Raw genomic sequence first — 26,513 nt, 5'->3', positions numbered from 1 at the left:
GCCCGACCGCCCACGCTGTCCGCCTCCGCCGCGTTGTCGGAACCCACCCGGTCCCTCCGCTCGGGCCGGAACCCTCAGGTCCCCGGTTCCTCGTCCGGCTGCTCCGATCCCGCCTCGCTCCGGTGGTCCGGTTCCCGGCCGCCCTCGGGGCGAAGCCGCGCGCTGGCGAACGCCGACATGACCGCTGCGGAGAGCGCCTCGATGTTGTACGGTCCGTGGTGTCGGCGACCGTTGACGAAGAAGGTCGGCGTACCGGAGACGCTACTCAGGTCGGCCGCGTCAACATCCTGGGCGATCCGGCCAGCACCACGACGATCGGCGAGATGTTCCCGGAACCGATCCAGATCAAGGTCGAGTCGTTCGGCGTACCGGAGCAGATCGGCGGGGCGCAGCTCGTCCTGGTGCGCCAGCAGCAGATCGTGCATCTCCCAGAACGCCCCCTGCTCCGCCGCTGCCTCAGCGGCCTCGGCGGCCATCTGGGCATACGGGTGCACGTCGGTGAGGGGGAGGTGCCGCCAGACGTACCGGACACTGGTGTAGTCGACCAGCAGTTCCCGGACCGCCGGCTCGGCCTGCCCGCAGTACGGGCACTCGAAGTCGGCGTACTCCACAACTGTCACCGGTGCCTCGCGTGGACCACGGACATGATCCCGATCCGGATCGACCGGAACCATCAGGTCGATGATCCCCTCCGAGGCGCCCAGCAGCGCACGGGCCCGCCGCGCCGGGGCGAGCCGGGCGGCGAGGCGGAACACCAGCCAGGTGGTGAGGGAGGCGCCGACCGTCGCTACCAGAATGCCGACCTTCGCCTCATCGAGGGCGGGCCCGTGAAGGGCATGGGTGGCGATCAGCAACGCGATGGTGAACCCGATGCCGGAGACGGTGCCGACCCCGATGATCGCGGCCCAGCCGACCGGTGCTCGGAATTGGTTGTGGCTGAGCCGGGGCACCAGCATCGAGGCGATCACGATTCCTGCCGGCTTGCCGACCACGTACGCGAACAGGACACCGAGGGTTACCGGGGACGTAGCAGCACGAGCCAGCAGCTCCCGGTCAACAACCACGCCGACGTTCGCTAGCGCGAACAGTGGCACGATCAGATAGCTGGCCCACGGGTGGTAGATGTGTTGCAACCGGTCGTTCGGGGACAACGCCGAGGCGAGCCCGGCCCGGACCGAGCGCGCTAGTTGCGGGCTGGGTTGCTCCCGGAACAGCCGGAACCGGTCGGCCGCTCGCTGTAGTTCGGTACGTGCCGGGACGTAGGCGTAGGTGAACAGCCCCATCACCAGACCAACCACCACTGGGTCGACCCCCGATTCCGACACCGCCAGCCACGCCGCCACCCCCAGCAGCAGGTACCCCGGCCCCCACCGCACGCCAGCGGCGCGGATAAGCAGGACAAGCGCGAAGATGCCCGCCGCGACGAACAACGCCATCGGCGACGGGTGCTCTGGGTAGGCAATCGCCAGTACCACGATCACGATCAGGTCGTCCACGACGGCGACGGTCAGCAGGAAGTTCCGCAACCGGTCTGAGAAGCGGGGGCCGAGGACAGCGAGCATCCCCAACGCGAGCGCCGTGTCCGTCGCCATCACCACGCCCCAGCCCACAGCCGTCGGCTTCCCGGCGTTGAACGCCAGGTAGATCGCGATCGGCGCCAGGATGCCGCCGATTCCCGCCAGCAGCGGCAGCATCAACCTACGCCGTTCCCGCAGTTCCCCCAGATCGAAGTCGCGACGCACCTCCAGGCCGATTACCAGGAAGAAGAAGGTCATGAGGCCGCTGTTGACCCAAAACCGTAGATCGTGTGAGACCTGCCAAGAGCCGAGCCGGACGGAGAAGACAGCGCCCCACAGGGACTCGTACGACGACTCGTCGAGGTTCACCCAGGCGAGAGCGACCACCGCTGCGGCCAACAGCACCCGCGCACTGCCGGTCTCGGTATGCAGGAACGCCCGTAGCGGGGAGTTGAGTCGGCTGGCCCTGGTGGTCCGGGCGGACCACCGCCGCCCACGAGGAATTTCGCCCGTCACGTGAGGATCCTCCCCTCACTGACTCGAGCCTGGCCCCGATATCGGCAGCCGCGGCGCCCGTGGGGCCAACGTGGCCCCGAGGCGGCCGGAATCGCTGCCCAGCTCAGGTCGCGACGTGACCGCGGCTCACCTGGTTACCGCCAGCCCGCTTCGCGGCGTACATCGCACGGTCGGCATCAGCCAGCGACATCCCGAGCGAGTGGGCGGCGCCGCTGGCGACTCCGACGCTGACCCCCGTCCGCCACGGCGTCAGTCCGCTCACGGCGTCAACAGCCCGAAGGGCAACCTGTTCAGCGGCCACGCAGTCGGCACCGGGGAGGATGGCGACGAACTCGTCACCGCCCAGCCGGGCCACGAAGTCGCCCTTGCGGACGCTGGTCGTCAGCGCCTGTGCTACCGCGCGCAGCACCTCGTCGCCGGCGGCGTGTCCCTGCGAGTCGTTGATCCGCTTAAAACAGTCAATGTCCAGGGCGAGCACCGCGACCCGGTCGTCGTCGGCGGTGTCCGGGTCCGCCAGCTTCCGCAGGAAATTGTCGAGCCCCCGCCGGTTCGCCACCCCGGTCAACGGGTCGGTCCGTGCCGCCCGCTCGGCCTGCTCGTGCTGCCACCGCAGGACGTCGTACGACTGCATCGTCACCGCCGCGTGCAGCCAGCGGTGCCGTTGGCGCCACAGCAGCTCCGCGAGCGTGTCACCATAGGTGAGTCCCGGCCCGGCGTCGCGTGATCCATTCTTGGCCAGCAACACCGCGTGTGTCCGGTGCAACGCCGCCGACACCAGCCAGGCGACGTCGGGCGACAGGTCGACGACGGCCTGCTCGATGACGTGCAGGGCTTCGTCGAGGCGACCGGAGCGGTTGAGTGCGACCGCGTGGAAGGGTCGGCACAACAGCACCTCCGCCTGCTGCTCTGGCACGCCGTACGCCTGGAGTTGGGCAATGTACCGAGGGATGTCATCGGCCGCGCCGGTCGGATCCCGGCCTTCGGCACGCGCGGACGCCGCGAAGAGCAGCCCGAGGTGCCGCCACACCTCCGCCTTCGGCCCGGAGGCCTCCGCCGCCGCCCGTACCGCGTGCTCCTCGGCCACCGTGAGGTGCTGCTCCGCCTCCGCCACCTGGCCGACCTGGTACAGCTCCAGGGCCCACGTCAGGCTACTTTCGGCGAGGTTGCACAGCCACATCGCCCGGTTGCCGTTGTCCGGGTACGACGCCTGACAGGTGGTCTCGTACGCCGCCTGGAACTGCGGCTCGGCCAACTCGTACAGGCGCAGTTGCGCGTACCCGATAGCGATCCCGGTGTGGGCGTTTCCCGCGATCACGGGGTCGGGTTCGCCGGCGAGCAGGGCAGTCTCCGCGGTGACCAGATCCCGGAGCACCGCTACGATGTCGTGCTCGCGGATGTCCAGGTCGCCGAGGCGCAGCCGCCTGATGGCGCGCAGCGACAGCGCGCATGAACGCCATCCGACGCTGTGCTCTCGGTCCGCGGCGGACAGCATCAGGTCGGCTGCGCCGACGGCACCTCGCAGATCACCCAGTCGGGTCAACGCCACAACGCGCGCGAAGTGCATCGCGGCCGGGCCGTCGCAGATGTCTCCGGTCGGTGTCCGCAGCGCGAACTCGGCGGCCGCCAGCACCTGGGCCGCACCGCCGGCCTGTGCCTCCTCCAGGAGGCACAGGGCCCGGAGGGTGACATCGTCCATCCGGTCTCCTCAGAACAGCCCGATGCTAGCGGCAACAACCGCGTATTGGCACCGCAACCATGGTCCGGTCGACCTGGACGTCGTGCGCGACCGGTTCGCGGTCGAGCAACGTCGGATTCCCGTCACCCGGTGCCCGGCCTCAACAAGGCGTCATCATCTGCCAAGCACACCCACACCAGCCGCAACCACACCAAATCACATACAAGGTGTATGACGTCGGGCGGCTGCCTACTTGTCGCAGGCGCATCTGCCGGGAAGAGGCTCTACCCGCTCGTGAGCGAGCTGGCCGCCGACGGAATCCCCGGTGCGGTGACGTGCCGGGTATTGAACATCGCTGGTCAGCCCTACTACCGGTGGCTGGCCCGACCAGTCACCAGCGCCGAGGAGGTGGCGGCGTATCGGGCTGACGCGCTGTTCGACGCCCACCCTGACGATCCCGAGTTCGGCTACCGGCCTGGGAGGGGTCACCTCGCCTGGCCAGGTGTCCACGGACAGCCTCGGCCATGTCGACCGAGTGGCCGGTGCACCAGCCCACCAGTGGCGACGCCTGCATCGCTTTGTCGACATCGGCTCCACCTACTGGTCCGTCGGCAGCGAACGAGCCACCAACTGAGCCGTTTCCAAGCTGACCTTGCAGCTCAGGGCGGGTGCGGCGGGCCCGGTGATCGCTGGGTGCGAGGCTCCAGGTAGGACAGCTGTCGACCAAGACTCGAAGCCCCGACCGGGAGCCTCGCCATGCTGTCCTACCCCGCCGCGATTGCATTGTCCAGCCGCACCCTGCACCACCTCGCCGACCGCATCCGATCCCACCGCAAGCAGCGCCGATCCCGGTGACGGCGCCTCGACCCCGGCCGGCAGGCGCTGCTCGCTCTGGCTCATCTGCGCAACGGCGACACCTACACCCGACTCGCGGCTGGCTTCGAGATCGGCGTTGCCACCGCCTGGCGCTACGTCCAGGAGGCGATAGCCCTGCTCAGCGCGGCGACCGACGACCTGGACACCGCGATGCGACGTATCCGGCTGCTGGCGTACGCGATCCTGGACGGCACGCTGATCTCGATCGACCGGGTTGCCGAGCAGAGGCCCTACGACAGCGGCAAGCACAAACGCCACGGCGTGAACGTGCAGGTCATCGCGGACGCCGCCGGCCGGCTCGTGTGGGCCTCACCGGCCCTGCCCGGCGCGACCCACGACCTGACCGCCGCCCGCCATCATGGCATCATCGATGCCCTGACCAGCGCGGACGTGACGACCTTCGCCGACAAGGGCTATAAAGGCGCCCACGGCAGCGTGCGCACGCCGTTCACACGGCGCCGCTTCCGACCGAAGCTGTCACGCCGGCAGAAGGCCGTCAACCGGGCCCACGCGAAGATCCGCGCCCGCGAGGAACGAGCGATCACCACCCTCAAGACCTGGAAGATCCTGGTCAAACTGCGCTGCTGCCCACACCGAGCCACCACGATCGTCCAAGCAATCCCCGTCCTGCACCACGTCGAAGCGAACCGCTACGCAGGATGAAAACGGCTGTGAAGGTAGGTGTTGGCTGGCCTGGGGCTGGCTGGCAGGGTCAGCGTCATGATCGCGGCTGGGTGTGGCTCATGAAAATGGTGGCCCCACGAGGTGCTCTCAGTGAGATCTGCCCATCCGGTCTGCGGTCGGGCGCCGGCCCTGTCCCTCTCGGTGGCTTGATCAGAAGCTTGCCCGGTCCGTTGCAGCGGAACCTGGCTCATCACAGTCCTGCCGCGAGAGCACACAGCCCGGGCCGACGCCGTCACGACGTCTCCCGGGAAGGCAGTACGCCGCAATTGGCCATCGTTGCAGACCAGTACGACTTCGTCATCGGTGCGGACACCCACGCCGCCTCCCACACGCTCGCCTTGATCACCGCTGGCACCGGCGCGGTCGGGCAGCAGGCTCAGTTCCCGACCAGCCCGTCAGGGCTGCGCCGTGCCGTCGACTGGATCGAACGCCACACCCACCAATCGCCGACGCCGATCGTCATCGACAGCGCCGGTTCCTACGGCGCCACCTTCACCGAGCAGCTTTCTGCAACAGGCTTGACCGTCGCCGAGGCCCCCGACGTTGCGGCCACCACCCGGCGTCGCCGTGGCAAGAGCGACGCCGTGGACGCCGTCGCGATGGCTCAAGCAGCTCGCAGCCTCGACATCAACGAACTGGCCTGGTCCCACCCCGGCCGCGTTCGCTCCGAAGCCGCGTTCGCTGCCCTGGCCGGCGCGTCACCGCTACCGGCTTCATCAGGCAATACCACCCACTACCGGCTCAACCGCGGCGGCGACCGACGCCTCAACCGAGCGCTCTACACCGTCGCGCTGGTCCGCATGGGCCACGACCCTCGCACCCGCGACTACGTGACCCGCCGCACCCGCGAAGGACGCACCAAACGCGAGATCATGCACAGCCTCAAGCGCTACATCAGCCGGCAACTCTTCCGCACCCTGAACGGCACCCACCCAGCCACCAGCACCACTTGACAACTATAGAAGCATCTCGGTGTTGACGGCGACGGTGACGGCAACCTGGGGAGACGTCCGCGCCCTTCAACACCCACCAGCGGCGGCGGCACCCGAACAGACCTCCCCGGATAAGAACGACCCCTTCCCCCTACGCCCGCCGCGTCTACGTGACGACGAACCACCAGAAGCATCACACCAACCACGGCGCGGCAACAGCCGTGGCGATCCCCTCAGTGGATCAGCACCGCAGTGGGTTCCGGGGATCGTTGCCACGACGCTACGCGCCGAGGCAACGAGCAGGCCGCCCACCGAATCGGACACACCACGACCACCCAACGTCCCCGCCAGTCGCCCACGACTTCCGGGATGCCCATCACAATTATATCGATACATTTGCGGTCACCCTAAATATCTGACATCAGTCTTGACATCAACCGGGACGCACAACTACAACCTTCAGCACGCGACGGAGTGGCACCAACACCCAAGGTGGTGGCACCACTCCGTCGCGAGAGACCTATCCAGCTACGCGCCCAATCGGCGACCCTATTCCAAACGCAACCGCTGAATAGTCGGATTGACGGACAGTTCAGGAACTTCCGCCACTAGGCGCGAGAAGCATTCGCTCAGGAATCGAACAGTCTCCCCCAGAAACTCTTCGCGATTTACCGAGCCCTCCACGGAACCCTTAGATGAGCTCACTATCACCGAATCGCTTTCTTGCCGCAAGTGGATAACGTCATCGTTCTCAGTAAAGCCAAAGGCACCGTCTTGCCCTGAAGAAATGCGCTCCAAAGCAAACAAAAGAGAGAACATCAAATCGACGAGCGTAACGACCTGTCCCTGGGGGGTAATCTCAATTCCTCCTACCGCAAGCCGAAAGTCGACTCCGAAGTACTTATACCTGAGGTCCATCTCACTGAGGGTGGCCGGGTCTTTATCCCTAACATCATCCCAGGTCCTAAGCCAGGGCGACCCTGGATCGGGAAGGGATATCGACAAAGTGATCACTTTACCTCGCTTACAGCTATTAACCTAGAACGGGAAGGCCGTCACAACTTTACCGTTGTCAACAACAACCCGGATACCGGTCAACTCGCCGCCACCATTGGCGGGCCCAGCTCGTCCGACGGGCACACCGAAGTCCCACTCATACACCTGGCCGGGCCGTGGCGCACCTGTAACGGGATCAGGCGTATTCGCCCGCGGTGTTCCTCGGTTGATAGTTTCGGCGATCCGCTGTTTAACAAGCTTTGCCTTCCCGCTAAAGATTCCCGCATCGTTCGTCACCAAAGCACCACCTGGCCGGTGCCGATCGACAATGTGTTGCCAATCCCCATCTGCAAGCGCTTTCGTTCCGCACAGTCCGTCGGAGTTGTGCACCAGCACTGGCGTCGCACCGGCTACCACATAGTACGTGTGGGATTTCTAGCCCGTCACGTAGCGTGACTTACGTGTTCATGGCGTTTCACCTGGCCTTTCATGTGTAGCGCCAACTTGCCACATCGAAATGCATCGGTGTTGACGGCGACGGTGACGGCAACCCGGAGAGACCGCCACCGACAGCCCAGGGCCTCTCGGCTCCGCCAGGCCGAACACATCCCGCTCTCACCAGTACGCCTGGTATAGCGTCCGCTATACTCCGGGGATGGCCCCCGACGAGTGGGAGATCTACCTCGTCAACGAGGTACAGGAGTGGATGGACGGCCTCGATCCCCTCACCCACGCCCGTGTCGTGCAAGCCATCGACCTACTCGCCGAAGCCGGCCCAGGACTCGGCCGGCCACTGGTCGACACGATCCACGGCTCGGCCCTCGCTAACCTCAAAGAGCTACGCCCCGCCACCGTCCGCATCCTGTTCGCCTTTGACCCGTGGCGCTCCAGCATCCTGCTCGTCGCCGGAGACAAAGCTGGACGATGGCAACAGTGGTACACCCCAAGCGATCCCCCTGGCCGAGCAACGCTACGAGATCTACCTCAAGGAACGCGCCAAGGAGGACCGACAACCATGAACAGCTACACACGCTGGAGCGACATCCGCACCACCCACGTCGAACGCGCCGGCGGCGAACAAGCCGTCGAAGACGGCAAACAGAAACTCCTCGCCACCGTCGTCGGACACCGACTCGCCGAAGTACGCCGCACTCGCGGCCTGACCCAACAGCAGGTCGCCGACCGCATGGGCGTCACCAAAGGCCGCATCTCCCAGATCGAACAAGGCAAGATCTCCGGCCAAGACATCGTCGCCCGATACGCCACCGCCCTCGGCGGACGCCTCCACCAAGCCATCTACTTCGACGACGGCAACATCGCCGCCATCGCATAGCCCAACCCACACACCAAGATCCGACGGCGTTCCCAGCGACGAAGACTGGACGCCAGCGCCGCCAAACGCTCCCGCAGCAGCCGCAACCGCACCCGAAGCACAGCCGGACCAAGGCCCTCGCCCAAGATCCGACTGGCTCAAAACTGCTCTACAGGTATCAAGAACGGCCCGGCCGAAGCCGGGCCGCGCGCACGCGCTCAAGGCCTACGGCCCCGCGTGCACGCCCACCAACACCGAACCGCCCATCAACACGCGGCCATCTGCGGCGACGCAGGGCCGTGACGATCGCTTCGCGGGTCAACCAACGGCCAGCAACCGGCGATCGACGCCGAACCGCTACGCGGCACGCCACCGAAGATCCCATCACCTACGGCCGACCTGCAACCGGACCGGTGGGTACCAATCGACGTCTAAAGATGCGAGGCAAATCTTGACGGCAACCGTGACGGCAACCCGAACAGACCACGGCAGACCTCGACACCCCACCGTCACGCACAGTGATCGTCAACAGTAACCTCCGGACGGTCACGTAGCAGCATCCCCACCAATCTCATCGGGAAAGACCGACACAGGCAAGCTCCCGTCCCTACCTATGTGCCTAATACTTGCGATCACAGCCCTTCGGATACCAAATTGCGAAGCTCTTCTGCCGCGGGCTTCACCGTCTCATCTTCGTCGGCGGAGAGCTGTCCTACGATCTCCATCATGGTATCGGCCGTCTCGGAATTCATGCTCGCGGTATACATGGCGCCATTCAAGCAACTGACGAGATGATCTATATGATTTGTTTCAGTCGGCATTTTCGCAGCTACCGTCCATGCGCGCGCAAATATCCGCCAAGACGCGAGATCCCCCCGACCCAAAAGCGCGTCGGCCGTGGCGGTGGTTACAGCGGTGTCCTTCGGATCCAATACCAACTGAAGGACAACTGCATCAACCATAGGCTCCCCGATGCGAGCGACAAGCCCCTGGCCAGCCCGACTACGGTCCTGCCAGGACTGCGACTCAGCTAGCAGAAGGAGGTCGTCTACATCAGTCATTTCGCTACTCCACAATCCGTGGCGGATTCCCATTCAAATCGAAAAAACCGAAGGAATTGCTTATCAGAAACCACAGGGCGGTTCTCCCACTGGGCCTGCACCCGAAAACGCTTCACCCGCTTCCTGTACAAATACCTTTCCGGTCTTCGGATTTGTGTTTTCGCGATAAGGCTGCCAATGAGGAGTCTCTACACCGCCATGTGCGGCACCGAAAAGATCTACCCGATACCGAAGGTTCCCCCTCTCGTTATACACACCCCAGTCGACAATAGCGCCGCCAGCCCCTCGCCGATAGAGGACACCGTTCTCAGGGCCGCCACTTGTAGGTACGCGACCTTGTGTCCATTCCTGCGAATTGCTCCACGGGTTCAAGCTGTCGCCACCCTCGTTGTGGACGAGGACCGGGGTGTTGCCGGCGAGCACATAGTACGTGTGGATGTCGGCGACGGTGAGGCTTTGAACCGTGGCAGTCGCCTGGTAGGCGGCGCCTCCCGCGGTTCTTCCTCACCAGTTTATGGGTCGGTGGCCCACACCATATCACCAACGTTGATGTCTTTGATCGACTTGGTACTTTCGTCGGCTAGTAGGACGCTGGCAACGCCGGCAGAGTCATGTCCAACTAGCGCCCCTCAGAGCAGAAGCTCCTAGATACACCCGTCCTCAATCCTGTATGGGCGGAGCCACATCAAACTGTTCGAGAGTCAGCCGCCTGAGATGCAGGGGTCAGTCCGGCGCGCCTCCGTCTGCGCGCCGCCGTAGCGCGTCGAGGTCGAGCACCACGACCGACAGGCGGCTGGTACGCACCCAGCCCGAGTCGCGTAGCACGCGCAGGGACTTGGTGACGGCCTCTCGTGACGCACCGATCCAGCCGGCCAGCTCGTCCTGGGACAGCCGGACAGCGACGTGGATGCCGTTGTCCACCGGCGTGCCGAACCGTTCGGCCAGTTCCACCAGACGGGCCGCCACCCGACCGGTACTGTCCTGGGCGCCGAATTCGATCCGTTTGCGGTCGGCGTCACGCAACCGTTCCGCGAGCAATCGCATGAGTTGGAAGGCGACCCGGCCCTGTTGTTGTAGGTACTCCTGGAATCCGGCTGCTGGCATCACGAGTGCGGTGACGGGGTCCAATGCCTGTACTGTTGCCGAGCGCGGTAGACGGTCCACTGCGGACATCTCGCCGAGTAGCGCTTCGGGTCCGCGTACGGCGAGCAGGATTTCGGCGCCGGAGGCGCTGTGGCAGGAGGCTTTTACCCGGCCGGTGACGAGGGCCGCGACCCATCCCGACTGGTCGGCTTCGTGGAACAGTACGTCGCCGCGTCGCCAGTGGCGGGTGGTGGCTCGCCGGCGGAAGGCGTCGCGTTCGCTGTCGGTGAGGGTGCTCCAGAATTCGTTCACTGTTGCACTCGCACCGCGTAGGCTCGGACCAAACCGATTCGTCCTTTGACGGTGAGGTCCCCGAGTGGCTCGACCGGGATCCGTGTGTTCGTGGATTGCCAGGTGGAGTCGCCGATGACGATCTGGCCGGGGTCGGCCATGGCTTGCAGTCGAGCGGCTACGTTGACCGCGTCACCCATCGCGTTGAAGCCACGTAGGTGGTCGCTGCCGATGTTGCCGACCAGTGCCGGGCCGGTGTTCACCCCAATACGGAACCGGGGCCAGTCGGGGTGGCCGGTGGCGATCTCGTTGACGGCGTGCCGCATCTGGGTGGCCGCGCGTACTGCCCGTAGCGCGTGGTCCGGCTGCCGGGCCGGAGCGTTGAACAGGGCCAGTAGTGCGTCACCGACAAACTGCACCACGGTGCCGCCGTTGTCGAGGATGCAGGGAACCGCTACCCCGTGATAGCGGTTGAGCATCGTCACGATCTCCGCGGGCTCCACCGCCTCGGAGAACGTGGTGAACCCGCGTAGGTCAGCGAACAGGGCCGTCACCTCGACGACCGAACCTCCCAACGCCGCCTGGTCCGGGTCGGCGATCAACGCGGCCGCGACATCCGGCGACAGGTAGTGCCGAAACAGGGTGCCCAGCCGTCGGCTGACCTCCCGCTCCGCCGACAACGCCTGCGCGGCGCGTTCCAGGACCGCGGTCTGCCGTTCGGTAAGCCCGAACCGTTCCCCCAGACCCGCCGCGACCCGCGCGACATCACCAGTACCATCGCGTTCCCGCTCGGCCAGCGCGGACACCAGTTCCTCCAACGCCGCACTGTACTCAGCCCGAACCGCCCTGATGGTCTGGTCCAACGCCAACCCGTCGAACAACCCCGCGGATGACCCCTCACGACGGTACTGCACGAACGCGCTGTAGCCGACAAAGCCGAACGCCAGCGCCAGCAGCACATGCCACTCCCACCACGACAACGCCCACTTGTCGGCCAGCACCACCGTCACCATCGCCTCAGCCAGCAACACGAATGCCGTGATAACACTGATCAACATGGCCGACGGCTGACGCCGGTACAACCGGAAGTACCGCACCGCGGCGACCACCAGCAGCGCCACCGACACCGGCGCCAACCAGACAAGCCACGCGTCCTCCACGGCCGGGTCCGGCTGATCCGACAATGGCGGCATATCCAGCAATGACACCACAGCCCACAGGGCAAGGACCGCCGCCAGCTCACTCCAGAAGATGTGCCGCGATCGCAGGATCGCCGTACCTCGCCGACCATCCAAAGGCAGTGAGGAGGCCACCGCGAACACAGCGGCGAAGGCCAGCCCCACCGGCTGCGCCAACTCGAACCCGAGATTCGGATGGTCGACGAGCACCTGCGGAGTGGCCAGTGCGTGCAGCATGAGGAACCCGGCGCTCGCCAGGAACGCCAACGAGACGAGAAACAGTCGGGCGTCGTGTCGGCGATGGGAAGCCGCACTGATCAGGGCGCCAATCACCAGGTTCACCAGCGCCACCGCGGCGATCAGATAGAAGTGAGCTAACGGATCGTGCCAGTGCAGGTCGGCCTGCGGACGGGCCAGCAGCAGCCACAACCCCAAAAGCGGCATCGCCATGTGGATCGCCCAGACCAGACTCCGCACCGGTACCGCGATCCGGCGCTCTCGACGACGGGCCGGCTGCGCGCGACGCAACCGCTCGGCCGGCGAGGCGGGAGACCCGGTCAGCTGTCGCCACACGCGGCTCACCATACGTGGCGTTGTCAGCGGCCGTCGGTCGGCTATGGGTACTTGTACACAGACTGCCGCGCCGGACTGGCGTTGACTTGTCGCCGTGAAGACCACTCCGCTGCTGACACTGCTCGGTGGCGTGACGCTCGGCGCGGTTGTCCTCGCACTGAGCGTGCACGCCACCGGTGGAAACGACGAACCACCAGCTCCGGCCGCCGCTCCCAGCGCGACCGCCAGCACAGGACCATCCGCCTCACCGTCGTCATCCCCGTCCCCGACCGAAGCACCCGTCAACGCCACCTGGGCTGGGCGACTGACCGCCGGAACCCTGGCGATCTCGGTACAAGACAGCGTCGCGGTGGCCTACCTGTGTGACGGTGCCGAAATCGAGGCATGGCTCCAGGGCACCGCCGCGAGGGGACAACTCGACCTGGCTGGCCGTGACGGCGAGACGCTCAGCGGCACGTTCAGCGAGGGACGAGCCAGCGGCCACATCACGATCGACAACGAAGACCTACCGTTCACGGTGAACGCGGTCGCGGCGCCATCCGGGCTCTACCGGGCCACCGCGACGGTGCGCGGCGCGCAGGTCGACGGCGGGTGGATCGTGCTCGCCGATGGCACCCAGGTCGGCCTGGTCACTGTGGACGGTATCGCCCAACCCGCGCCGCCGCTGGACACCGCCACCGGCCGGGTCACCGTCGACGGCGATGTGCTCAACCCGACCCGACCCAGGGAGTTGTCGTGACCACCCCCGCCAACGAAACTACGACGAACCACACCGTCGACGAGGACGCGGGGCGCACCGCCGGCACCAGCCAGCTGGCGCTGCTCGGCGTCCCGTTCCTGATCGGCGCCACGGTCGCGGTGACCCTCGGGGTCTACGGCAGTCTGCACGAGCCAACCGGTGTCGCGGTGAACGTGGGCGGATTCTCCAGCCCGCAGACAGTCAAGGTGTGGCTCGCTACCGGCGTGGCCGTGCTCGCGGTGGCACAGCTGCTGTCCGCGCTGTCGATGTGGGGCAGACTCGGCTCACCGACTCCCGCCTGGGCCGCCCCCGTACATCGGTGGTCGGGGCGACTGGCGTTCCTGCTCGCCGTCCCCGTGGCGATTCACTGCCTGTACGCACTGGGCTTCGCCACCTACGACACGCGCGTCGTGACGCACGGGCTGCTCGGCTGCTTCTTCTTCGGCGCTTTCACCGTCAAGATGCTCGCCCTACCGAAGCCCGGCCTGCGGGGCTGGGTCCTGCCGGTGCTGGGCGGCACCGTGTTCACCGCGCTGATTGCGCTGTGGTTGACGTCGTCGTTCTGGTACTTCACCACGATCGGAGTCACGCTGTGAGCGAATCGAGGACGGCCGCCGGCAGGCCCGGTGGCGAACTGGCCCGCAACGGCCGGCCGGCGGCCGAGGTCGGCAGCGAGGCGTACGGCCCCGACGGCCTGGGCCCAGACGTGACCACTCGCCCCGGCCCACTCGACGGTCAGGACCGCGGGCGACCAGGAGCATGCTCGTCGCGGCGGCGGCTACTCGCCGGAGTGGGCGCGACCGGGGCGGTCGTCTTGAGCGGTTGTGCCACCTACGACAGCTCCGCACCGGCCACGAACGGCGGAGGGAACACCGGTGGTGGTGACGGCACGGCAGTGGGCAGCGACGCGGGAGACGCCGCCAGCGGCGGGCAGGTGCTGGCACAGGCTACCGACGTCCCGGTCGGCGGCGGCACGATCCTCGCCGACGCCGGGGTGGTCATCACCCAACCGCAGGAGGGCACGTTCAAGGGATTCTCGGCGACCTGTACGCACCAGGGCTGCACCGTGGCCGAGGTGTCCGACGGGACGATCAACTGTCCCTGCCACGGCAGCAGGTTCTCGGTAGCCGACGGCTCTGTCGTGGGCGGGCCAGCTCCCCGCAGCCTCGACCCACGTGACGTCGTCGTCGAGGGCAGCGACATTCGTCTGGCCTGATGAGCTGCGCACTGCGGGCCGTGCAGATCCCTGATCCGGACGGCCGCCACCCAGGTCGCTTGCGGTGTTGGCGGGCACCTGGGGGCACGAGGAGAGCATGACGATGACGGCATCGAAGACGGCAGCGACGGGCGTGATCGAACGGACAGCGCGGCTGGTGGACCACGCCCTGCGTGCCTGTGAGGCCTACCAACGCGCAGACCTCGCCGCCCGACTGCGGCATGCCCGGCGCCGCCTGTACGCCACCGACGTACACGTGGTGGTGGTCGGCGAGTTCAAGAAGGGGAAGAGCTCCCTGGTGAACGCGCTGGTCGGCACTAATCTGTGCCCGGTCAACGACGGTCCTGCCACCGCAACTCCCACCCAGGTGCGCTACGGCGAGCACGTGACCGCGGTGGTGCTGCGCGAGGGTGAACCGCCGACACGTGAACCGATCGCGCTGGAAGATATCCGCGTACACGTGGTGGAGACCGACGCCGGGTCTGGATCCGCGCCGCCAAGCGCGGTCGAGGTGAGCCTGCCCCGCAAGCTGCTCGCCGGTGGCCTGGTCCTGGTGGACACGCCCGGCGTGGGTGGCCTCAACTCCGCCCACGCGACGGCCAGCCTGGCGGCAACCTCGATGGCCAACGCGGTCGTCTTCGTCACCGACGCGTCGCAGGAGCTGACCCGCACCGAAGTCGACTTCCTGTACCAGGTTCGGGAGATGTGTCCCACCGTCATCTGCGTCATGACGAAGACCGACTTCTATCCGGCGTGGCGCAAGGTCCGCGACCTCAACCAGCGGCACGTAGGCTCCGATTTCCCGATCATGGCGGTGTCCTCGACGCTGCGTTCCCGTGCGGTAGCTGCCGGGGACAAGGACCTCAACCGCGAGTCCGGCTTCGGGGACCTGGTCACGTTTGTCGCCGACCGGGTCGGCGGGTCGGCAGCGCAGCGTCTGGCAACCGAATGCGCCGCGGACGTCGCGAACGTGATGGATCAGATCAGCGCCCAGTTCCAGGCCGAACGGGCGACGCTGGCTGACCCGGACGCCGCACAGCGGATCGTCGACGACCTCGCCGCCACCCGAGCCCGGACCGAGGCCCTGCGCGGCGCCGCGGCCCGGTGGAGCCAGACGCTCAATGACGGAATCCTCGACCTGACCGCGGATGTTGATCACGATTTGCGCAGCCGAATACGACACGTGGTCGAGGACTCGGACGACATGATCGCCGACATCGACCCGGCCGACTCGTGGGATTCGGTGGAGACCTGGCTACAGTCGCGAATCGCCGCGGAGGCCCTGGCGAACTACACCATGCTGCGCGACCGCGCTGAGGAGCTCAGCTGGGAGGTTGCTGACCACTTCCGAAAGGCGTCCGGAGCGGCGCTCGACCAGCTCGCCGTCCATGACCCGAGCCGGCTGGCGGCCCAGGCCGGCGAGCACAAGGATCTCGACCTGACCAAGATGAAGGTCGGAAAGCAGGCCATGGTGGCGTTGAAGAACGCGTACACCGGCGGTCTGATGTTCACGATGCTCGGCAGCCTGCTGGGACTGGGGCTGGGACCGATCGGGCTTGGCATCGGGCTCATCATGGGCCACAAGGGCCTGCGCGACGAAAAGAAGCGCCAGCTGCAGAACCGGCGCAACCAGGCAAAGAACTCGGTGCGCCGCTACTGCGACGAGGTCAACTTCGTCGTCGGGAAAGACTCCCGGGACACGCTACGCCGGATCCAGCGACAGCTACGCGACCACTATGCCGCCTTGGCCGAGGAACTCAACAAGTCCACTGCCGAGGCGCTGAAGGCCGCCACCGACGCGGCAAAGAGCACCAAGACCAATCGGGCGGACCGCCTACGGGATCTTGATGCGGAACTGGCTCGACTGGCGAAGGTACGGCAGATGGCCGGTGCGATCGCGGAGGGTACGGCATGACCAGGCCGATCCCAACGAACCTGCTGGACCGGACACGCGCTGCCCTGAACCACGCGATCGGCATCTACCGTGGCACGGCGGACGAGTCACAGCTGGCTGCGATCCGCGACCGCCTCGACGAGCCGCTGCGGGTGGCCATTGCCGGCCGCGCGAAGGCCGGTAAGTCGACGCTGCTCAACGCACTGGTCGGAGAACGGCTGGCGCCGACTGACACGGGTGAGTGCACCCGCGTCGTGACCTGGTACGCCGACGGCCACACCTACCGGGTCACCGCGCACGTCGCTGACCAACCTCCAGTACAACTGCGGTTCAGTCGGGACGACGGCGCGATCGAGATCGACCTCGCCGGCCGAGCACCGGAGGAGATCGACCATCTCACCGTGATCTGGCCCTCGCAGGCCCTGCGGACCACCACGCTGGTCGACACCCCCGGCATCGGATCCCTGACCGACCGGGTGTCCCGACGGTCCTGGGAGTTGCTCGCCGCCGACGGCACGGAGGAGGAGGCGATGCCAACTGACGCGGTGCTCTACCTCATGCGGCACGTGCACGCCTCCGACATGGAGTTTCTCAAGGCGTTTCGTGACAGCGAGGTGTCGCGGCCCAATCCGATCAACGCGATCGGTGTCCTGTCCCGTGCCGATGAGATCGGTGTCGGCCGGATCGATTCGATGGCGTCGGCGCAGCGCATTGCCGCACACCTGACAATGGACCCGAGAATGCGCCGGATGGTGCAGGCCGTCGTGCCCGTGGCAGGCCTGTTGGCGGAGACTGCGGCAACGCTGACCGAGGCCGAGATGGAGCGGCTGCGACGAGTCGCGAAGTTGGCACCCCGGGATGTCGAGGCGCTGCTGCTGTCCGCCGACCGGTTCCGAGAGTCGATGCCGGAGCTGGGCCTGACCCTGATCGAGCGAGACGTGCTGCTGGAACGGTTCGGCCTGTTCGGCCTACGACTGGCGGCGGCGGTCATACGGCAGCGAATTGTGCGGACCGCCGCCGAGCTGGCCCGCGAGCTGTCCGCGCGAAGTGGCCTTGTCGAGCTGAGGGCTGTGCTCGGCTCACTGTTCTTCGAACGGCGCGACGTACTCAAGAGCCGATCGGCGCTGCTGGCCATTGACGCCCTCACCCGGACCCGCCCCGCACCAGGTAGCGAGGCGATCGCCGCCGAGGTGGAGGAGATTTTGGCTGGTGCGCACCCCTTCAGCGAGCTGCGGGTGCTGACCTCGGTGCGGGCTGGCTGGGTCACCGGCAAGCCCGCCGTCATTGACGACCTGGAGCGGCTCATCGGCGGTCAGGGTGTTGCGCCGCACGTCCGCGTGGGTCTGGAGCCGGACGCGTCGCCGCAGGAACTGACATCGGCGGTCCAGGCCGCGCTCGAACGGTGGCAGATACGGACCGAAAGCCCGATGACCAGCCGTGAGATGACGATTGCCGGCCGGATCGCCGTCCGTTCCTGCGAGGGGATGCTGGCCTCACTGACCGACGGCGGCCGGGGCGTATGAACCGGTCAGACGCTGTCGCCGTCGAAAGCGTCGCCCAGCCACGGCTCCTCTGGTTGCTGGGTGCCGTCGACCCTGGCCAGGTCGTGCAACGAGTGGCCGGTCCCACCGATGTCGGTGAGGGGTGCCGTGACGACCACCGCCGTGCTCACCGGGTCGGTGTCCAGGCGGTAGTCGGGTTCGTCCTCGGCATCCACCTGCGCGCCGAAACCGAAAGCCAGGTCGGCATAGTCCGTCAGATCACTGGCCGACTCGGGCAACGGCTCAGCTCCGACGGCGCTGTCCTCTTCGGAGTACGTGGCACTCGGATCGTTGGACTCGGCAGCGCTGTCGCCGTCCAGGTCCGCCGTCGGATCGCCGCTGTCGACAATCGATGCGGTAGCCAACAGGTCCAGACCAGAGTCGGGATCCGACGTGGTGTTCGTGTCGCTGAAGCCGCGGTGGGCCATGACTGTCGGGGCGACGTGTTCCGCAAGAGCCGGGTCCATCACGTCGGCATAGTTGGAAACCGCCTCGTTGACGAGGTCGGCGGGCAGCCCAGGGTGACCGTAGACACCGAGGAAGCCGTCCGGGTCGGCGGCGTACTCCTGCCGGGCGTTCTCGCTACCGGCGAGGTCACCGAGCGCGTCGAGAAGTCTGCCCGAGTCCATGCCACCCACTGTAGGGATCATGCCGCCGATGCCGCAGCGGGGAGATCCCCGACCTACCCCCTAATCGTCGCGGACGGCGGTGGTGACTGACCGCGACGCACGAGCCGTGCACAGAGCCCCACGAAACGCCGACGGTGTCAGACCGCGACGCGCGATGCGCGATGCGTGGGGTGGTGGACCTGCAACGCATAAACGCTGGAGTAGAAGAATGTATGTACTGGGAATCGATCTGGGAACCACCTACACCGCTGCGGCGACATGGCGGGAGGGACGTGCGGAGATCGCCCCGCTGGGTACCCGAGCCGCCGTGATCCCGTCGGTGGTGCTGCTGCGCGACGACGAGACCTTCCTGGTCGGGGAGACCGCCAGCAGGCGCGGGCTGACCGAGCCGCGCCGAGTGGCGCGGGAGTTCAAGCGCAGGTTCGGCGACACCACGCCGCTGCTGCTTGGTGGGGTACCGTACTCGCCAGAGGCGCTGATGGCCCGCCTGCTTCGGTCCGTTGTCGACGACGTGGTCCAGCGTGAGGGCGAGCCGCCGGCCGGGATTTGCCTGTCGCATCCGGCGAACTGGGGACCGTACAAGACCGACATGTTACGCCAGGCGGTGCAGCTGGCCGGCATCGAACAGCCGGTCGAGTACACCACCGAACCGGTCGCCGCGGCTGTCTCGTACGCCCAGCAGGAACGAGTCGACCGGGGTGCCGCACTGGCCGTGTACGACCTGGGTGGCGGCACGTTCGACGCGGCGGTGCTTCGGCATACCGGGGACGGGTTCGAGATCCTCGGCCAGCCAGAAGGAATCGAGCGGCTCGGCGGTATCGACTTCGACGCGGCAGTGTTCGCTCACGTGGCGGCAGCGACCGGCGGAAAGCTCGCGGAGTTGGCCGACGACGACCCCACCGCGATCGCGGCGGTAGGGCGGTTGCGCGGCGAGTGCGTCGAGGCCAAGGAAGCACTGTCCGCTGATACCGACGTGTCCATCCCGGTGATGGTGCCGAACCTGTCCACCGAGGTCCGACTGACCCGGGCCGAGCTGGAGGCGATGGTACGCCCGGCGCTCCACGACTCCATTGAGGCCATGCGCCGGGCGTTGGTCTCAGCTGGAGTCACGCCACATGACCTCCATTCGGTTCTGTTGGTCGGCGGCTCGTCGCGGATGCCACTGGTCGCACAGATGGTCGGCGCCGAGTTGGGCCGCCCGGTGGCGGTGGACACCCACCCGAAGCATGCGGTCGCGCTCGGGGCGGCCTGGATCGCCGCGGATGCCCTGGCCCGCGCCACGGCCAGCCAGACGCCTGCGCCCCGGCAGGCGCCAGCTCAGGTGCCCGCAGCGCCGCTCGCTACTCCGACCGCAGCTGTCCACCGGGCCGACACGTCGGCGACCGCTGCCACACCGACGATCGGGGCCGCGGCAGCACCGCTGGTCCGCGGTTCGGCCGCGGTCACCGGCGGCCGAAGTGGCCGCCCACGGCAGTCAGATACCGACCGGTCTCCCAGCACGAGGAAGCTGTCAGCCCGCCCGAAACGGTCTCGGTCGCTGACCGTCGGCGCCGCGGCCCTCGCCCTGGTGCTGGCACTTGCCGGCGCCGGATACGCGATGTTCGGCCACCAGGATGCTCCTCCGACGGACCAGAGCACAGCGGTGGCGGCAACGGCGACAGGTCCCAGCGAGGCGGCGCCTCCCGGGGACGAACAGTGCACCGAAACGATTCGTGCCAACAAACGGTGGGCGTGCCTGACCACAGCGGTCTTCGACGGTTCCACCCTCACCATCCAGGGCGATGTCGGTGTCCCGGAGGGCACGACCCTGGACGTCAACGGCGGTTTCCATCTGCACATCTTCGGCAGCGACGGCGTCAGCCCGGACCCGGCTGTCATGGGTGCCCACGCCACCGACCAGGAGCTGTGGTACGTCGAGGACACGCTTCCGTCCGTCGCCACCTGGGGCGATGGCAGGTGGAAAGCAATCGCCTCCTACGCACCTCCTGGTCAGACGCTGCCAGACAAGGTGTGTGTACGGATCGCGGTTGACTGGCACGGGTTGGTCCAGGACACCAACGGCGGGTACGAGACGGGAAACTGCGCACCGATCACCGAGGGTTGAGACGGATGCAGGCCCAAGGTCGAATGACCATCCCGGGCGCCGATGCCACGACCGTGGTCGTGGGTGTCGACGGTGCCGGCCGGAGCCGGCGGCTTCGAGATCTCGCCGCCGCACTCGACTGTCCGGCGCGCTGGGTGACGCTGCCCAGCAGCGATGCGGTTCTCGACCTGGTACTGACGGAGGCCCGGGCTGAGGGCGCCGTGGTGATCGTCGACGATGCTCACCACGGGCACCCGTCCAGCTGGCGTGCTCTGACCGCGGCCGCGCGTGTTGGCCAGGCAATGCTGATCGCACGGCGGCCAATAGTCCGTGCCGCGGAGCTAGCTGACCTGGACCAGGTCGTCGCGGCAGCCGGCACGGTCGACCAGCTCGGGCCATTGGATGCCGCCGGTGTCGCCGCGGTCGTCGCCGAAGCGGGCCTAGCTGAGCCCGACGAGGCCACGATCGAGGAGATCCTCACCGCGTCGCGTGGGATGGCCGCGATAGCCGCGTCCCTGGCCGCCGCGACGTCCCAGGGCTCGGTCCCCGCCGCATTGCAGGCCCGGGTACAGCGCCGCCTCGCGGGTCTTCCTGCCGACGGCGTGGCGGTGGCACAGGTGCTTGCGCTATTGCTGGACGTCCCAGATTCCGTGGTTGCCAGGGCTACCGGGGTGACCTTGGCGACGGTCGCCGATACCAGCAACGTCCTGCAAGAACTTGGCATGATCGCGCCTGGTTCGGCTTCGCTGATCCCGGCCGTCGCAGCGGCGATCCTGGCCGACTTGCCCGTGATGGTACGGCGGCAGCTGCATGACCGGGTGGCCACAGCGCTCCTGGGCTCCGGCACTGACCCACTACTGGCCGCAGTCCGGCTGCGGCGAGCTGGTGTCCGGACACCAACGGCAGCAGTCGCCTACGCGCATGCTGCTGATCACCTGCGATTCCGCGATCCCGATGCCGCAGTGTCCTGGTACGACGCCGCGGCCGAGGCAGGCGCACCGCCGGCGGCTGTTGCGGTGGGCCGGGCCGAGGCGGCCACGCAGCTCGGGATACCGGTGGATCTGACCGGCGTTGGTGGTGAGCCGGCACGGCTGGCCATCGTGGGGGCCGCCATCGCTGCGCAACAGGGGCGATGGGACAGAGCAGCAGAGGCACTGGCCGATGTCGACCAGCCAGGTGCGGCCCTGGCAGCCGTGGCCTGGGCCGCGACTGGTCATCTCGAACGTGCTGGCGATGCCGCCGGTCGCACCCGCACCGAGTCCAGCCGACGGACGCCGGAGGCCCTCGCCCGGCTGGCCGAGGCCGCGGCGAGCCTCGCCGATCCGGAGGCCATGTTGCCCCTCCTGATCGAGTCTGCTGAGGCCGCCCAGCGCCTACCACCCGACGTCGTGTTGCCCGACTCGCCGCACGCGCTCGGCGCCCTCGTCGCCGGACTGACCGGTGATACCTCCACCGCAGAGCGACTGCTCCACGCCGGGATGGCCGCGGGCGTCGGTGGCCCGGTGACCATCCGACGACACCAGCTGCTCCTGGCGTTCACCCGGATGCGAACGGGCCGTTACGACACCGCGGCTGCGGAGCTGGTGCCAGGGCCGTACCCAACTGCCCGGGACCAGTTGCTCACCGCCGCGCTCACGGCGGGGATGGCCCGCCGTAGTGGTGACGTGGCGCGAATGCGCGAGGCATGGAACGGGGTGGAGACGCAGCTGGCGCGACGCACGGTGGACCTCTTCGTCATCGAGGTCCTGGAGGAGCTGGTGGTGGCGGCGGCGCGGCTACGCCGGATGGTGCGAGCTGAGCCCGTGATGGACGTACTCGACGATCTCGTCGCACGCGCCGGGCATCCGCCGACGTGGGTTGTCGCGGTGGGCTGGATTCGGGTACAGGTCGCCGTCGCCCTCGAGGACACGGCTACGGCCGCCACGGTGGCCGGTGAGCTGACCAGGACCGCTGCCCTCGCCGGACCACGCCAGCGCGCGCAGGGCGCCGCGGCAGTGGCCTGGGCCGATGTACTCGCGGGCACGGTGGATATCGACCGGGTCTGCTCGGTCGCCGATGACCTGGCGACCCATCAGCTGCCCTGGGATGCCTCACGGCTGGTGGGCCAGGCGGCGATTCGCACCACGGATGCGACGGCGGCACGGCGAATGTTGGAGCACGCACGCGGCTTGTCCGTTACGGAGGTCGGCGGAGGCGAGCAGCGCGGGCGGGCTGGGGTGCTGTCCGATCGCGAGATTGTGGTCGGGCGCATGGTGCTTGAGGGGCGCACCCAACGGGAAATCGGATCCCATCTGTATCTGTCGCCGAAGACAGTCGAACACCACGTGGCGCGGATGCGGACCAAACTGGACGCCTCCAGCCGAGCCGAGTTCCTCGCCGCCCTGCGGGAACACCCGGGGGTTGTCGGCTGAGCGGCGACCGAGCTTGACGCGGGTCAGCCGGCTGGGCAGCAGCCCCTATCGCCAGGGCGGGCTCGCGGGGGTTTCCCCGATGCCACGGTCGGGACTCCGGCGGCAGTGTAGGGCTATGCCGGGGCCGACCAAGGCCCCGGCCAGACAGGGAGAACAACGATGAGCATTGATGTTAATGAACTCTTTCGGGATTTCTTTGCCAAGGTCTTCAGCGACCGCGACGTCGCGGAGAACCTCGTGGCCGACCCGGAGGGCGTGCTCGCCGCCGAGGGCATCACCGACGCCGACCTCTCCGGTGTCAACGTCGCCCAGGTCGCCACGGTCGTCGCTCAGGAGTCCGCGCTACCGCCGGAAACCAAGGACGCGGTTGCGCAGGTCGCCGCTGGTAGCGGGGGTGGTGGAGAGCAGGACTCGGGCGGCAGCGGGCTAGCCGCGGATGCCGGGCCGCCGCCGCTGGAACAGATCGTGCAGACCGTCACCGAGCTGGTCACCGTCGTGCACCAGGATATCGACCAGTCGACGAGCTTTGTCGACCAGTCGACAACCATCGACAACTCAGTGGACGTAGACGTGGACGGCGCCAACGACATTGCCGTCACCACAGGTGACGGCAATGTCGTCGCCACAGGTGACGGCAATGTCGTCGCCACAGGTGACGGCAATGTCGTCGCCACAGGTGAGGGTGACGTTAGTGCGGCCACGGGTGACGACTCCCAGGCCATCGGCGGCGACAACGACGGGCAGGCCAACACCGGCGACGGAGCCGTCCTCGCCGGCGACGACGCGGAAAACGTCAACACGGGCGAAAACAGCGGGGTAATCGGCGATGGCGACAACACCTTCGGCGACGGCAATATCGACTTCGGCGAAGGTAACGACCTCGCGAACCTGAACTTCGGTTCAGGCGTTCAGGACCAGTCATCCAACTCGATCGACAACTCGATCAATAACTCCGACCTGTCACAGAACAGCTCCATCGACAACTCCACCAACGAACAGTCGATCGAAAACGACATCACCACCGATATCGACAACTCGGTCAACGACTCGAACAACGAGGATTCTTTCAACTCGATCGACGCCGAATTCAACGAGGACTCGAACAACTCGATCGACGCCGACCTCGATAACGTCGCCAACAACTTCGATACCGGACTCGACACGGCACCTGTCCCGGGGCTCGCTCCTCAGGATGAGTTCGTACGCAACGTCGACAACGACGCTGCCGAGCCAGTGGCTCTCTGAGGCCGGCGCGCGGCTGGTGACGTCCCCGACAGGGGCGGCCGACCGAATCCGGGTGGCGACGGCGGGGCCGGCTATGCGTCGCCTGACGACAGGCGATCGAGAATGTCGGCTCCCGCCGCCCGGGACTGTTCGACGCGGCGGGCATAGGCCAGCACCTCCGGACTGGTGCCGGCCTCCGCGTGCGATCGGGCGAGTTCCGCCGCGGTGCGGTGGTGGGTGCCGAGCAGCTCGCAGAGCACCGCGTCGACCGCCGCGTCGGGCGTGTCGCGCAGCCGGTCCAGTCCCCCGTCGATGGCCGCCTGGCCGATATCCTCCGGGCTTGCGGTCGCGGCGGGATCCGAGTCGACGGCCTGTAGCCAGGCACGTGTCATCACGTGTTCGTCGAACTCGGTCGCCTTGACCGCGCCGACCAGGATTTTGATCTCCGGGTCGTCGATCCGGTCCTGCACCGATCGCGCGATCTCGACACTCTGTTCGGTGTGTGCCGCCATCACCCGCAGGAACCGAATGTCGGCCTCGTTCATCGACGTGGCCGCGGGCACCTCGTCATCGACCGCCACCTGGGTGGCGGGGCGTTCTGGCGTCCCGGCGCAGCCCGCCAGCAGCGCGGCGGTGGCGAGCAGGGCGACCAGTAGCAGCCGTCGCACGGCCTACTCCTTTCGGGTCACGGGAGGCGTTGACTCACGGTCGGCCCGCACCGGCCGGGTGTCCCCCACCACCACGGCCGGTGCAGCCACGCCCGCTAACTCAGATTCGGATCCACAGCGCCGGCACGTGCGGCGGCTCCCAGCCGGGTGTCCCGGTGTGCGCCTGCCGAGCCCGGTAGCTCACCCCGTCGTACGTCACCTCGTCACCGATCCGGTAGGAGGTCCCCACCGCCCAACCGTCGCCAGGCGCCGGAGTGCCGGTCGCCGTCGGCGACGCGGCGCTCCACAGCGCTGGTACGCGCGGCGGCTCCCAGCCGGGTGTCGCGGTGTGCGCCTGCCGAGCCCGGTAGCTCACCCCGTCGTACGTCACCTCGTCACCGATCCGGTAGGAGGTCCCCACCGCCCAACCCTCGCCGGGCGCCGGAGTGCCGGTCGCCGTCGGCGACGCGGTGCCGGTCGGGGACGCAGTACCGGTCGGCGACGCAGTGGCCGTCGGGGACGCAGTACCGGTCGGGGACGCAGTGCCGGTCGGCGACGCAGTGCCGGTCGGCGACGCAGTGGCCGTCGGCGACGCGGTGCCGGTCGGCGACGCAGTGGCCGTCGGCGACGCGGTGCCGGTCGGCGTCGGGGACGCGGTGCCGGTCGGCGTCGGGGACGCGCCGCCGTCGATGTTCACGTCAATGCAGGAGTAGAACGCCATGGGGGTGTCGGCGATGTTCCACACGGCGAGGACCTTCTGCTGGCCCACGCGGTCGCCCAGGTCGACGGTGTGCGAGAGCGTGGACGGCGGCTGCACTCCACCACCATCAAAGGTGGCCAACAGCTCGTTGCCGATGAAGTACTCCCAGCTACTGGTCCTGTGCGGGGCGGTCTTGATCCAGTCGAAGGTGACCGACCGGCCGACCGTGGCCGCGGGCCAGGCCCGACTCTCGTCGTCGAGCACGGCGAACTCGGGGAGGCCGCCGCTGCAGCTCTTCAGCCCTTTCGGCCCCTCGACGCTTTGTGGCTCGAACTGGATGGGCCCACAGTCGGACACCACACCCTGCGCGCAGAGCGCCTGACGGCTGGGCGGTCCCGACACATAGCCGTGCGCCTGGGCGGGCGCGGCGACGGCCATCGTGGCCGTGATAGCTCCCATCGTCATCAATGGCAAGGCAAAACGCTTTCGCATTGGTGCAAACTCCTTGAACATCGTCGACTCCGAAGGGCGCAACGCTAAACGCAGACTTTCCGATCAGCAACAACAGCCACGTTATTTCGGCGTCTCTGAGAACCAATCAGATCGCATGCCCGCTTTTTCGAGCCGCCCAATTCGTCCGCCGAATGTGTGGACAGCATCGGGTGTCTGGTTTCCTCAATCCGGGCCGACCGATGACGGGAGCATCGACCAGCCCGACCGTGCCCACCCGACGAA

General features: G+C 67.4%; 20 protein-coding genes and 5 pseudogenes. 14 read left to right on the top strand and 11 right to left on the bottom strand.

What is annotated here, in order from left to right; all coding sequences use genetic code 11:
- Positions 1-74: 74 nt before the first annotated feature.
- Complete coding sequence (gene nhaA, locus STROP_RS08405) at positions 75-2,033, bottom strand: Na+/H+ antiporter NhaA (RefSeq protein WP_011905561.1); 1,959 nt, start codon at positions 2,031-2,033, stop codon at positions 75-77.
- 103 nt (positions 2,034-2,136) lie between these two features.
- The gene (locus tag STROP_RS08400; protein WP_011905560.1) at positions 2,137-3,729 is read right to left on the bottom strand and encodes a GGDEF domain-containing protein; all 1,593 of its coding nucleotides are present in this window, start codon (positions 3,727-3,729) and stop codon (positions 2,137-2,139) included.
- Positions 3,730-4,210: 481 nt separating this feature from the next.
- Between STROP_RS08400 and STROP_RS26000 the strand changes: the two genes are divergently transcribed.
- From STROP_RS26000 to STROP_RS26350, 4 genes and pseudogenes are all read left to right on the top strand, one after another.
- Positions 4,211-4,342, top strand: coding sequence for a hypothetical protein (locus STROP_RS26000; protein ID WP_018830409.1), 132 nt, complete (start codon positions 4,211-4,213; stop codon positions 4,340-4,342).
- A gap of 122 nt (positions 4,343-4,464) precedes the next feature.
- A pseudogene (locus tag STROP_RS08395) lies at positions 4,465-5,247 on the top strand (transposase family protein).
- Positions 5,244-5,846: pseudogene (locus STROP_RS26355) on the top strand (IS110 family transposase); the annotation flags it as partial. The pseudogenes STROP_RS08395 and STROP_RS26355, both read left to right, overlap by 4 nt.
- A 60-nt stretch (positions 5,847-5,906) precedes the next feature.
- Positions 5,907-6,221: pseudogene (locus tag STROP_RS26350) on the top strand (transposase); the annotation flags it as partial.
- A 528-nt stretch (positions 6,222-6,749) separates the two neighbouring features.
- On the opposite strand, the gene STROP_RS08385 reads toward STROP_RS26350, so the two are convergent.
- Positions 6,750-7,118, bottom strand: a complete 369-nt coding sequence (locus tag STROP_RS08385) for a hypothetical protein (protein WP_028564529.1) — start codon at positions 7,116-7,118, stop codon at positions 6,750-6,752.
- Between the two features lie 733 nt (positions 7,119-7,851).
- Between STROP_RS08385 and STROP_RS08380 the strand changes: the two are divergent.
- A pseudogene (locus STROP_RS08380) lies at positions 7,852-8,215 on the top strand (type II toxin-antitoxin system RelE/ParE family toxin).
- A complete protein-coding gene (locus STROP_RS08375) occupies positions 8,212-8,529 on the top strand; it encodes a helix-turn-helix domain-containing protein (RefSeq protein WP_018735705.1) in 318 nt (105 codons plus the stop codon). Before STROP_RS08380 ends, STROP_RS08375 begins: the two are co-directional and overlap by 4 nt.
- A 611-nt stretch (positions 8,530-9,140) precedes the next feature.
- Here STROP_RS08375 and STROP_RS23270 read toward each other — a convergent pair.
- The 5 genes and pseudogenes from STROP_RS23270 to STROP_RS08360 form a co-directional block, all read right to left on the bottom strand.
- A complete protein-coding gene (locus tag STROP_RS23270; protein WP_050764988.1) occupies positions 9,141-9,569 on the bottom strand; it encodes a hypothetical protein in 429 nt (142 codons plus the stop codon).
- A 63-nt stretch (positions 9,570-9,632) separates the two neighbouring features.
- Positions 9,633-9,941 carry a polymorphic toxin type 24 domain-containing protein gene (locus STROP_RS23870; RefSeq protein ID WP_476649548.1) on the bottom strand — a complete coding sequence of 103 codons (309 nt, stop codon included), beginning with the start codon at positions 9,939-9,941 and terminating at the stop codon, positions 9,633-9,635.
- Positions 9,942-9,947: 6 nt separating this feature from the next.
- A pseudogene (locus STROP_RS26435) lies at positions 9,948-10,174 on the bottom strand (Hint domain-containing protein); the annotation flags it as partial.
- 118 nt (positions 10,175-10,292) lie between these two features.
- Positions 10,293-10,964, bottom strand: coding sequence for a Crp/Fnr family transcriptional regulator (locus STROP_RS08365; protein ID WP_011905556.1), 672 nt, complete (start codon positions 10,962-10,964; stop codon positions 10,293-10,295).
- Entirely contained in the window at positions 10,961-12,571 is a 1,611-nt protein-coding gene (locus STROP_RS08360; RefSeq protein WP_187151615.1) for an adenylate/guanylate cyclase domain-containing protein, read from the bottom strand. Before STROP_RS08360 ends, STROP_RS08365 begins: the two co-directional genes overlap by 4 nt.
- A gap of 217 nt (positions 12,572-12,788) precedes the next feature.
- Between STROP_RS08360 and STROP_RS08355 the strand changes: the two genes are divergently transcribed.
- From STROP_RS08355 to STROP_RS08335, 5 genes are all read left to right on the top strand, one after another.
- Positions 12,789-13,433, top strand: coding sequence for a hypothetical protein (locus tag STROP_RS08355; protein ID WP_011905554.1), 645 nt, complete (start codon positions 12,789-12,791; stop codon positions 13,431-13,433).
- Positions 13,430-14,029 (top strand): DUF6529 family protein, encoded by a 600-nt coding sequence (locus STROP_RS08350; protein ID WP_011905553.1) that lies wholly within the window; start codon positions 13,430-13,432, stop codon positions 14,027-14,029. The genes STROP_RS08355 and STROP_RS08350 overlap by 4 nt, the downstream gene beginning before the upstream one ends.
- Complete coding sequence (locus tag STROP_RS08345; protein ID WP_011905552.1) at positions 14,026-14,649, top strand: Rieske (2Fe-2S) protein; 624 nt, start codon at positions 14,026-14,028, stop codon at positions 14,647-14,649. Before STROP_RS08350 ends, STROP_RS08345 begins: the two co-directional genes overlap by 4 nt.
- Before the next feature lie 97 nt (positions 14,650-14,746).
- Entirely contained in the window at positions 14,747-16,564 is a 1,818-nt protein-coding gene (locus tag STROP_RS08340; protein WP_043535276.1) for a dynamin family protein, read from the top strand.
- Positions 16,561-18,066, top strand: a complete 1,506-nt coding sequence (locus STROP_RS08335) for a dynamin family protein (RefSeq protein ID WP_011905550.1) — start codon at positions 16,561-16,563, stop codon at positions 18,064-18,066. The genes STROP_RS08340 and STROP_RS08335 overlap by 4 nt, the downstream gene beginning before the upstream one ends.
- 5 nt (positions 18,067-18,071) lie before the next feature.
- Here the strand turns inward: STROP_RS08335 and STROP_RS08330 are convergent, their stop codons facing one another.
- Complete coding sequence (locus STROP_RS08330; protein ID WP_026275076.1) at positions 18,072-18,713, bottom strand: hypothetical protein; 642 nt, start codon at positions 18,711-18,713, stop codon at positions 18,072-18,074.
- Between the two features lie 208 nt (positions 18,714-18,921).
- On the opposite strand from STROP_RS08330, the gene STROP_RS08325 reads away from it, so the two are divergent.
- From STROP_RS08325 to STROP_RS08315, 3 genes are all read left to right on the top strand, one after another.
- Positions 18,922-20,817 (top strand): Hsp70 family protein, encoded by a 1,896-nt coding sequence (locus STROP_RS08325; protein WP_011905548.1) that lies wholly within the window; start codon positions 18,922-18,924, stop codon positions 20,815-20,817.
- A gap of 5 nt (positions 20,818-20,822) precedes the next feature.
- Positions 20,823-23,207 (top strand): helix-turn-helix transcriptional regulator, encoded by a 2,385-nt coding sequence (locus STROP_RS08320; protein ID WP_011905547.1) that lies wholly within the window; start codon positions 20,823-20,825, stop codon positions 23,205-23,207.
- Positions 23,208-23,366: 159 nt separating this feature from the next.
- Complete coding sequence (locus STROP_RS08315; protein ID WP_011905546.1) at positions 23,367-24,452, top strand: hypothetical protein; 1,086 nt, start codon at positions 23,367-23,369, stop codon at positions 24,450-24,452.
- Between the two features lie 71 nt (positions 24,453-24,523).
- Here the strand turns inward: STROP_RS08315 and STROP_RS08310 are convergent, their stop codons facing one another.
- Complete coding sequence (locus STROP_RS08310) at positions 24,524-25,099, bottom strand: DUF305 domain-containing protein (RefSeq protein ID WP_011905545.1); 576 nt, start codon at positions 25,097-25,099, stop codon at positions 24,524-24,526.
- A 100-nt stretch (positions 25,100-25,199) separates the two neighbouring features.
- Positions 25,200-26,270, bottom strand: coding sequence for a carbohydrate-binding protein (locus STROP_RS08305; RefSeq protein ID WP_011905544.1), 1,071 nt, complete (start codon positions 26,268-26,270; stop codon positions 25,200-25,202).
- Positions 26,271-26,513: the final 243 nt, after the last annotated feature.

Origin of the sequence: Salinispora tropica CNB-440, from assembly GCF_000016425.1 — a bacterium.
Lineage (GTDB): Bacteria > Actinomycetota > Actinomycetes > Mycobacteriales > Micromonosporaceae > Micromonospora > Micromonospora tropica.
The sequence above is the reverse complement of the archived record's forward strand: the minus strand, read 5'-3'. Positions and strand labels throughout refer to the sequence as shown.

Bases quoted from the DNA above. Each gene is read 5' to 3' on its own strand.
- STROP_RS08400 (WP_011905560.1), bottom strand. From the start codon at position 3,729: ATGGACGATGTCACCCTCCGGGCCCTGTGCCTCCTGGAGGAGGCACAG.
- STROP_RS08385 (WP_028564529.1), bottom strand. From the start codon at position 7,118: ATGGACCTCAGGTATAAGTACTTCGGAGTCGACTTTCGGCTTGCGGTA.
- STROP_RS08375 (WP_018735705.1), top strand. From the start codon at position 8,212: ATGAACAGCTACACACGCTGGAGCGACATCCGCACCACCCACGTCGAA.
- STROP_RS23270 (WP_050764988.1), bottom strand. From the start codon at position 9,569: ATGACTGATGTAGACGACCTCCTTCTGCTAGCTGAGTCGCAGTCCTGG.
- STROP_RS08360 (WP_187151615.1), bottom strand. From the start codon at position 12,571: ATGGCGATGCCGCTTTTGGGGTTGTGGCTGCTGCTGGCCCGTCCGCAG.
- STROP_RS08340 (WP_043535276.1), top strand. From the start codon at position 14,747: ATGACGATGACGGCATCGAAGACGGCAGCGACGGGCGTGATCGAACGG.
- STROP_RS08335 (WP_011905550.1), top strand. From the start codon at position 16,561: ATGACCAGGCCGATCCCAACGAACCTGCTGGACCGGACACGCGCTGCC.
- STROP_RS08330 (WP_026275076.1), bottom strand. From the start codon at position 18,713: ATGGACTCGGGCAGACTTCTCGACGCGCTCGGTGACCTCGCCGGTAGC.
- STROP_RS08325 (WP_011905548.1), top strand. From the start codon at position 18,922: ATGTATGTACTGGGAATCGATCTGGGAACCACCTACACCGCTGCGGCG.
- STROP_RS08320 (WP_011905547.1), top strand. From the start codon at position 20,823: ATGCAGGCCCAAGGTCGAATGACCATCCCGGGCGCCGATGCCACGACC.
- STROP_RS08315 (WP_011905546.1), top strand. From the start codon at position 23,367: ATGAGCATTGATGTTAATGAACTCTTTCGGGATTTCTTTGCCAAGGTC.
- STROP_RS08305 (WP_011905544.1), bottom strand. From the start codon at position 26,270: ATGCGAAAGCGTTTTGCCTTGCCATTGATGACGATGGGAGCTATCACG.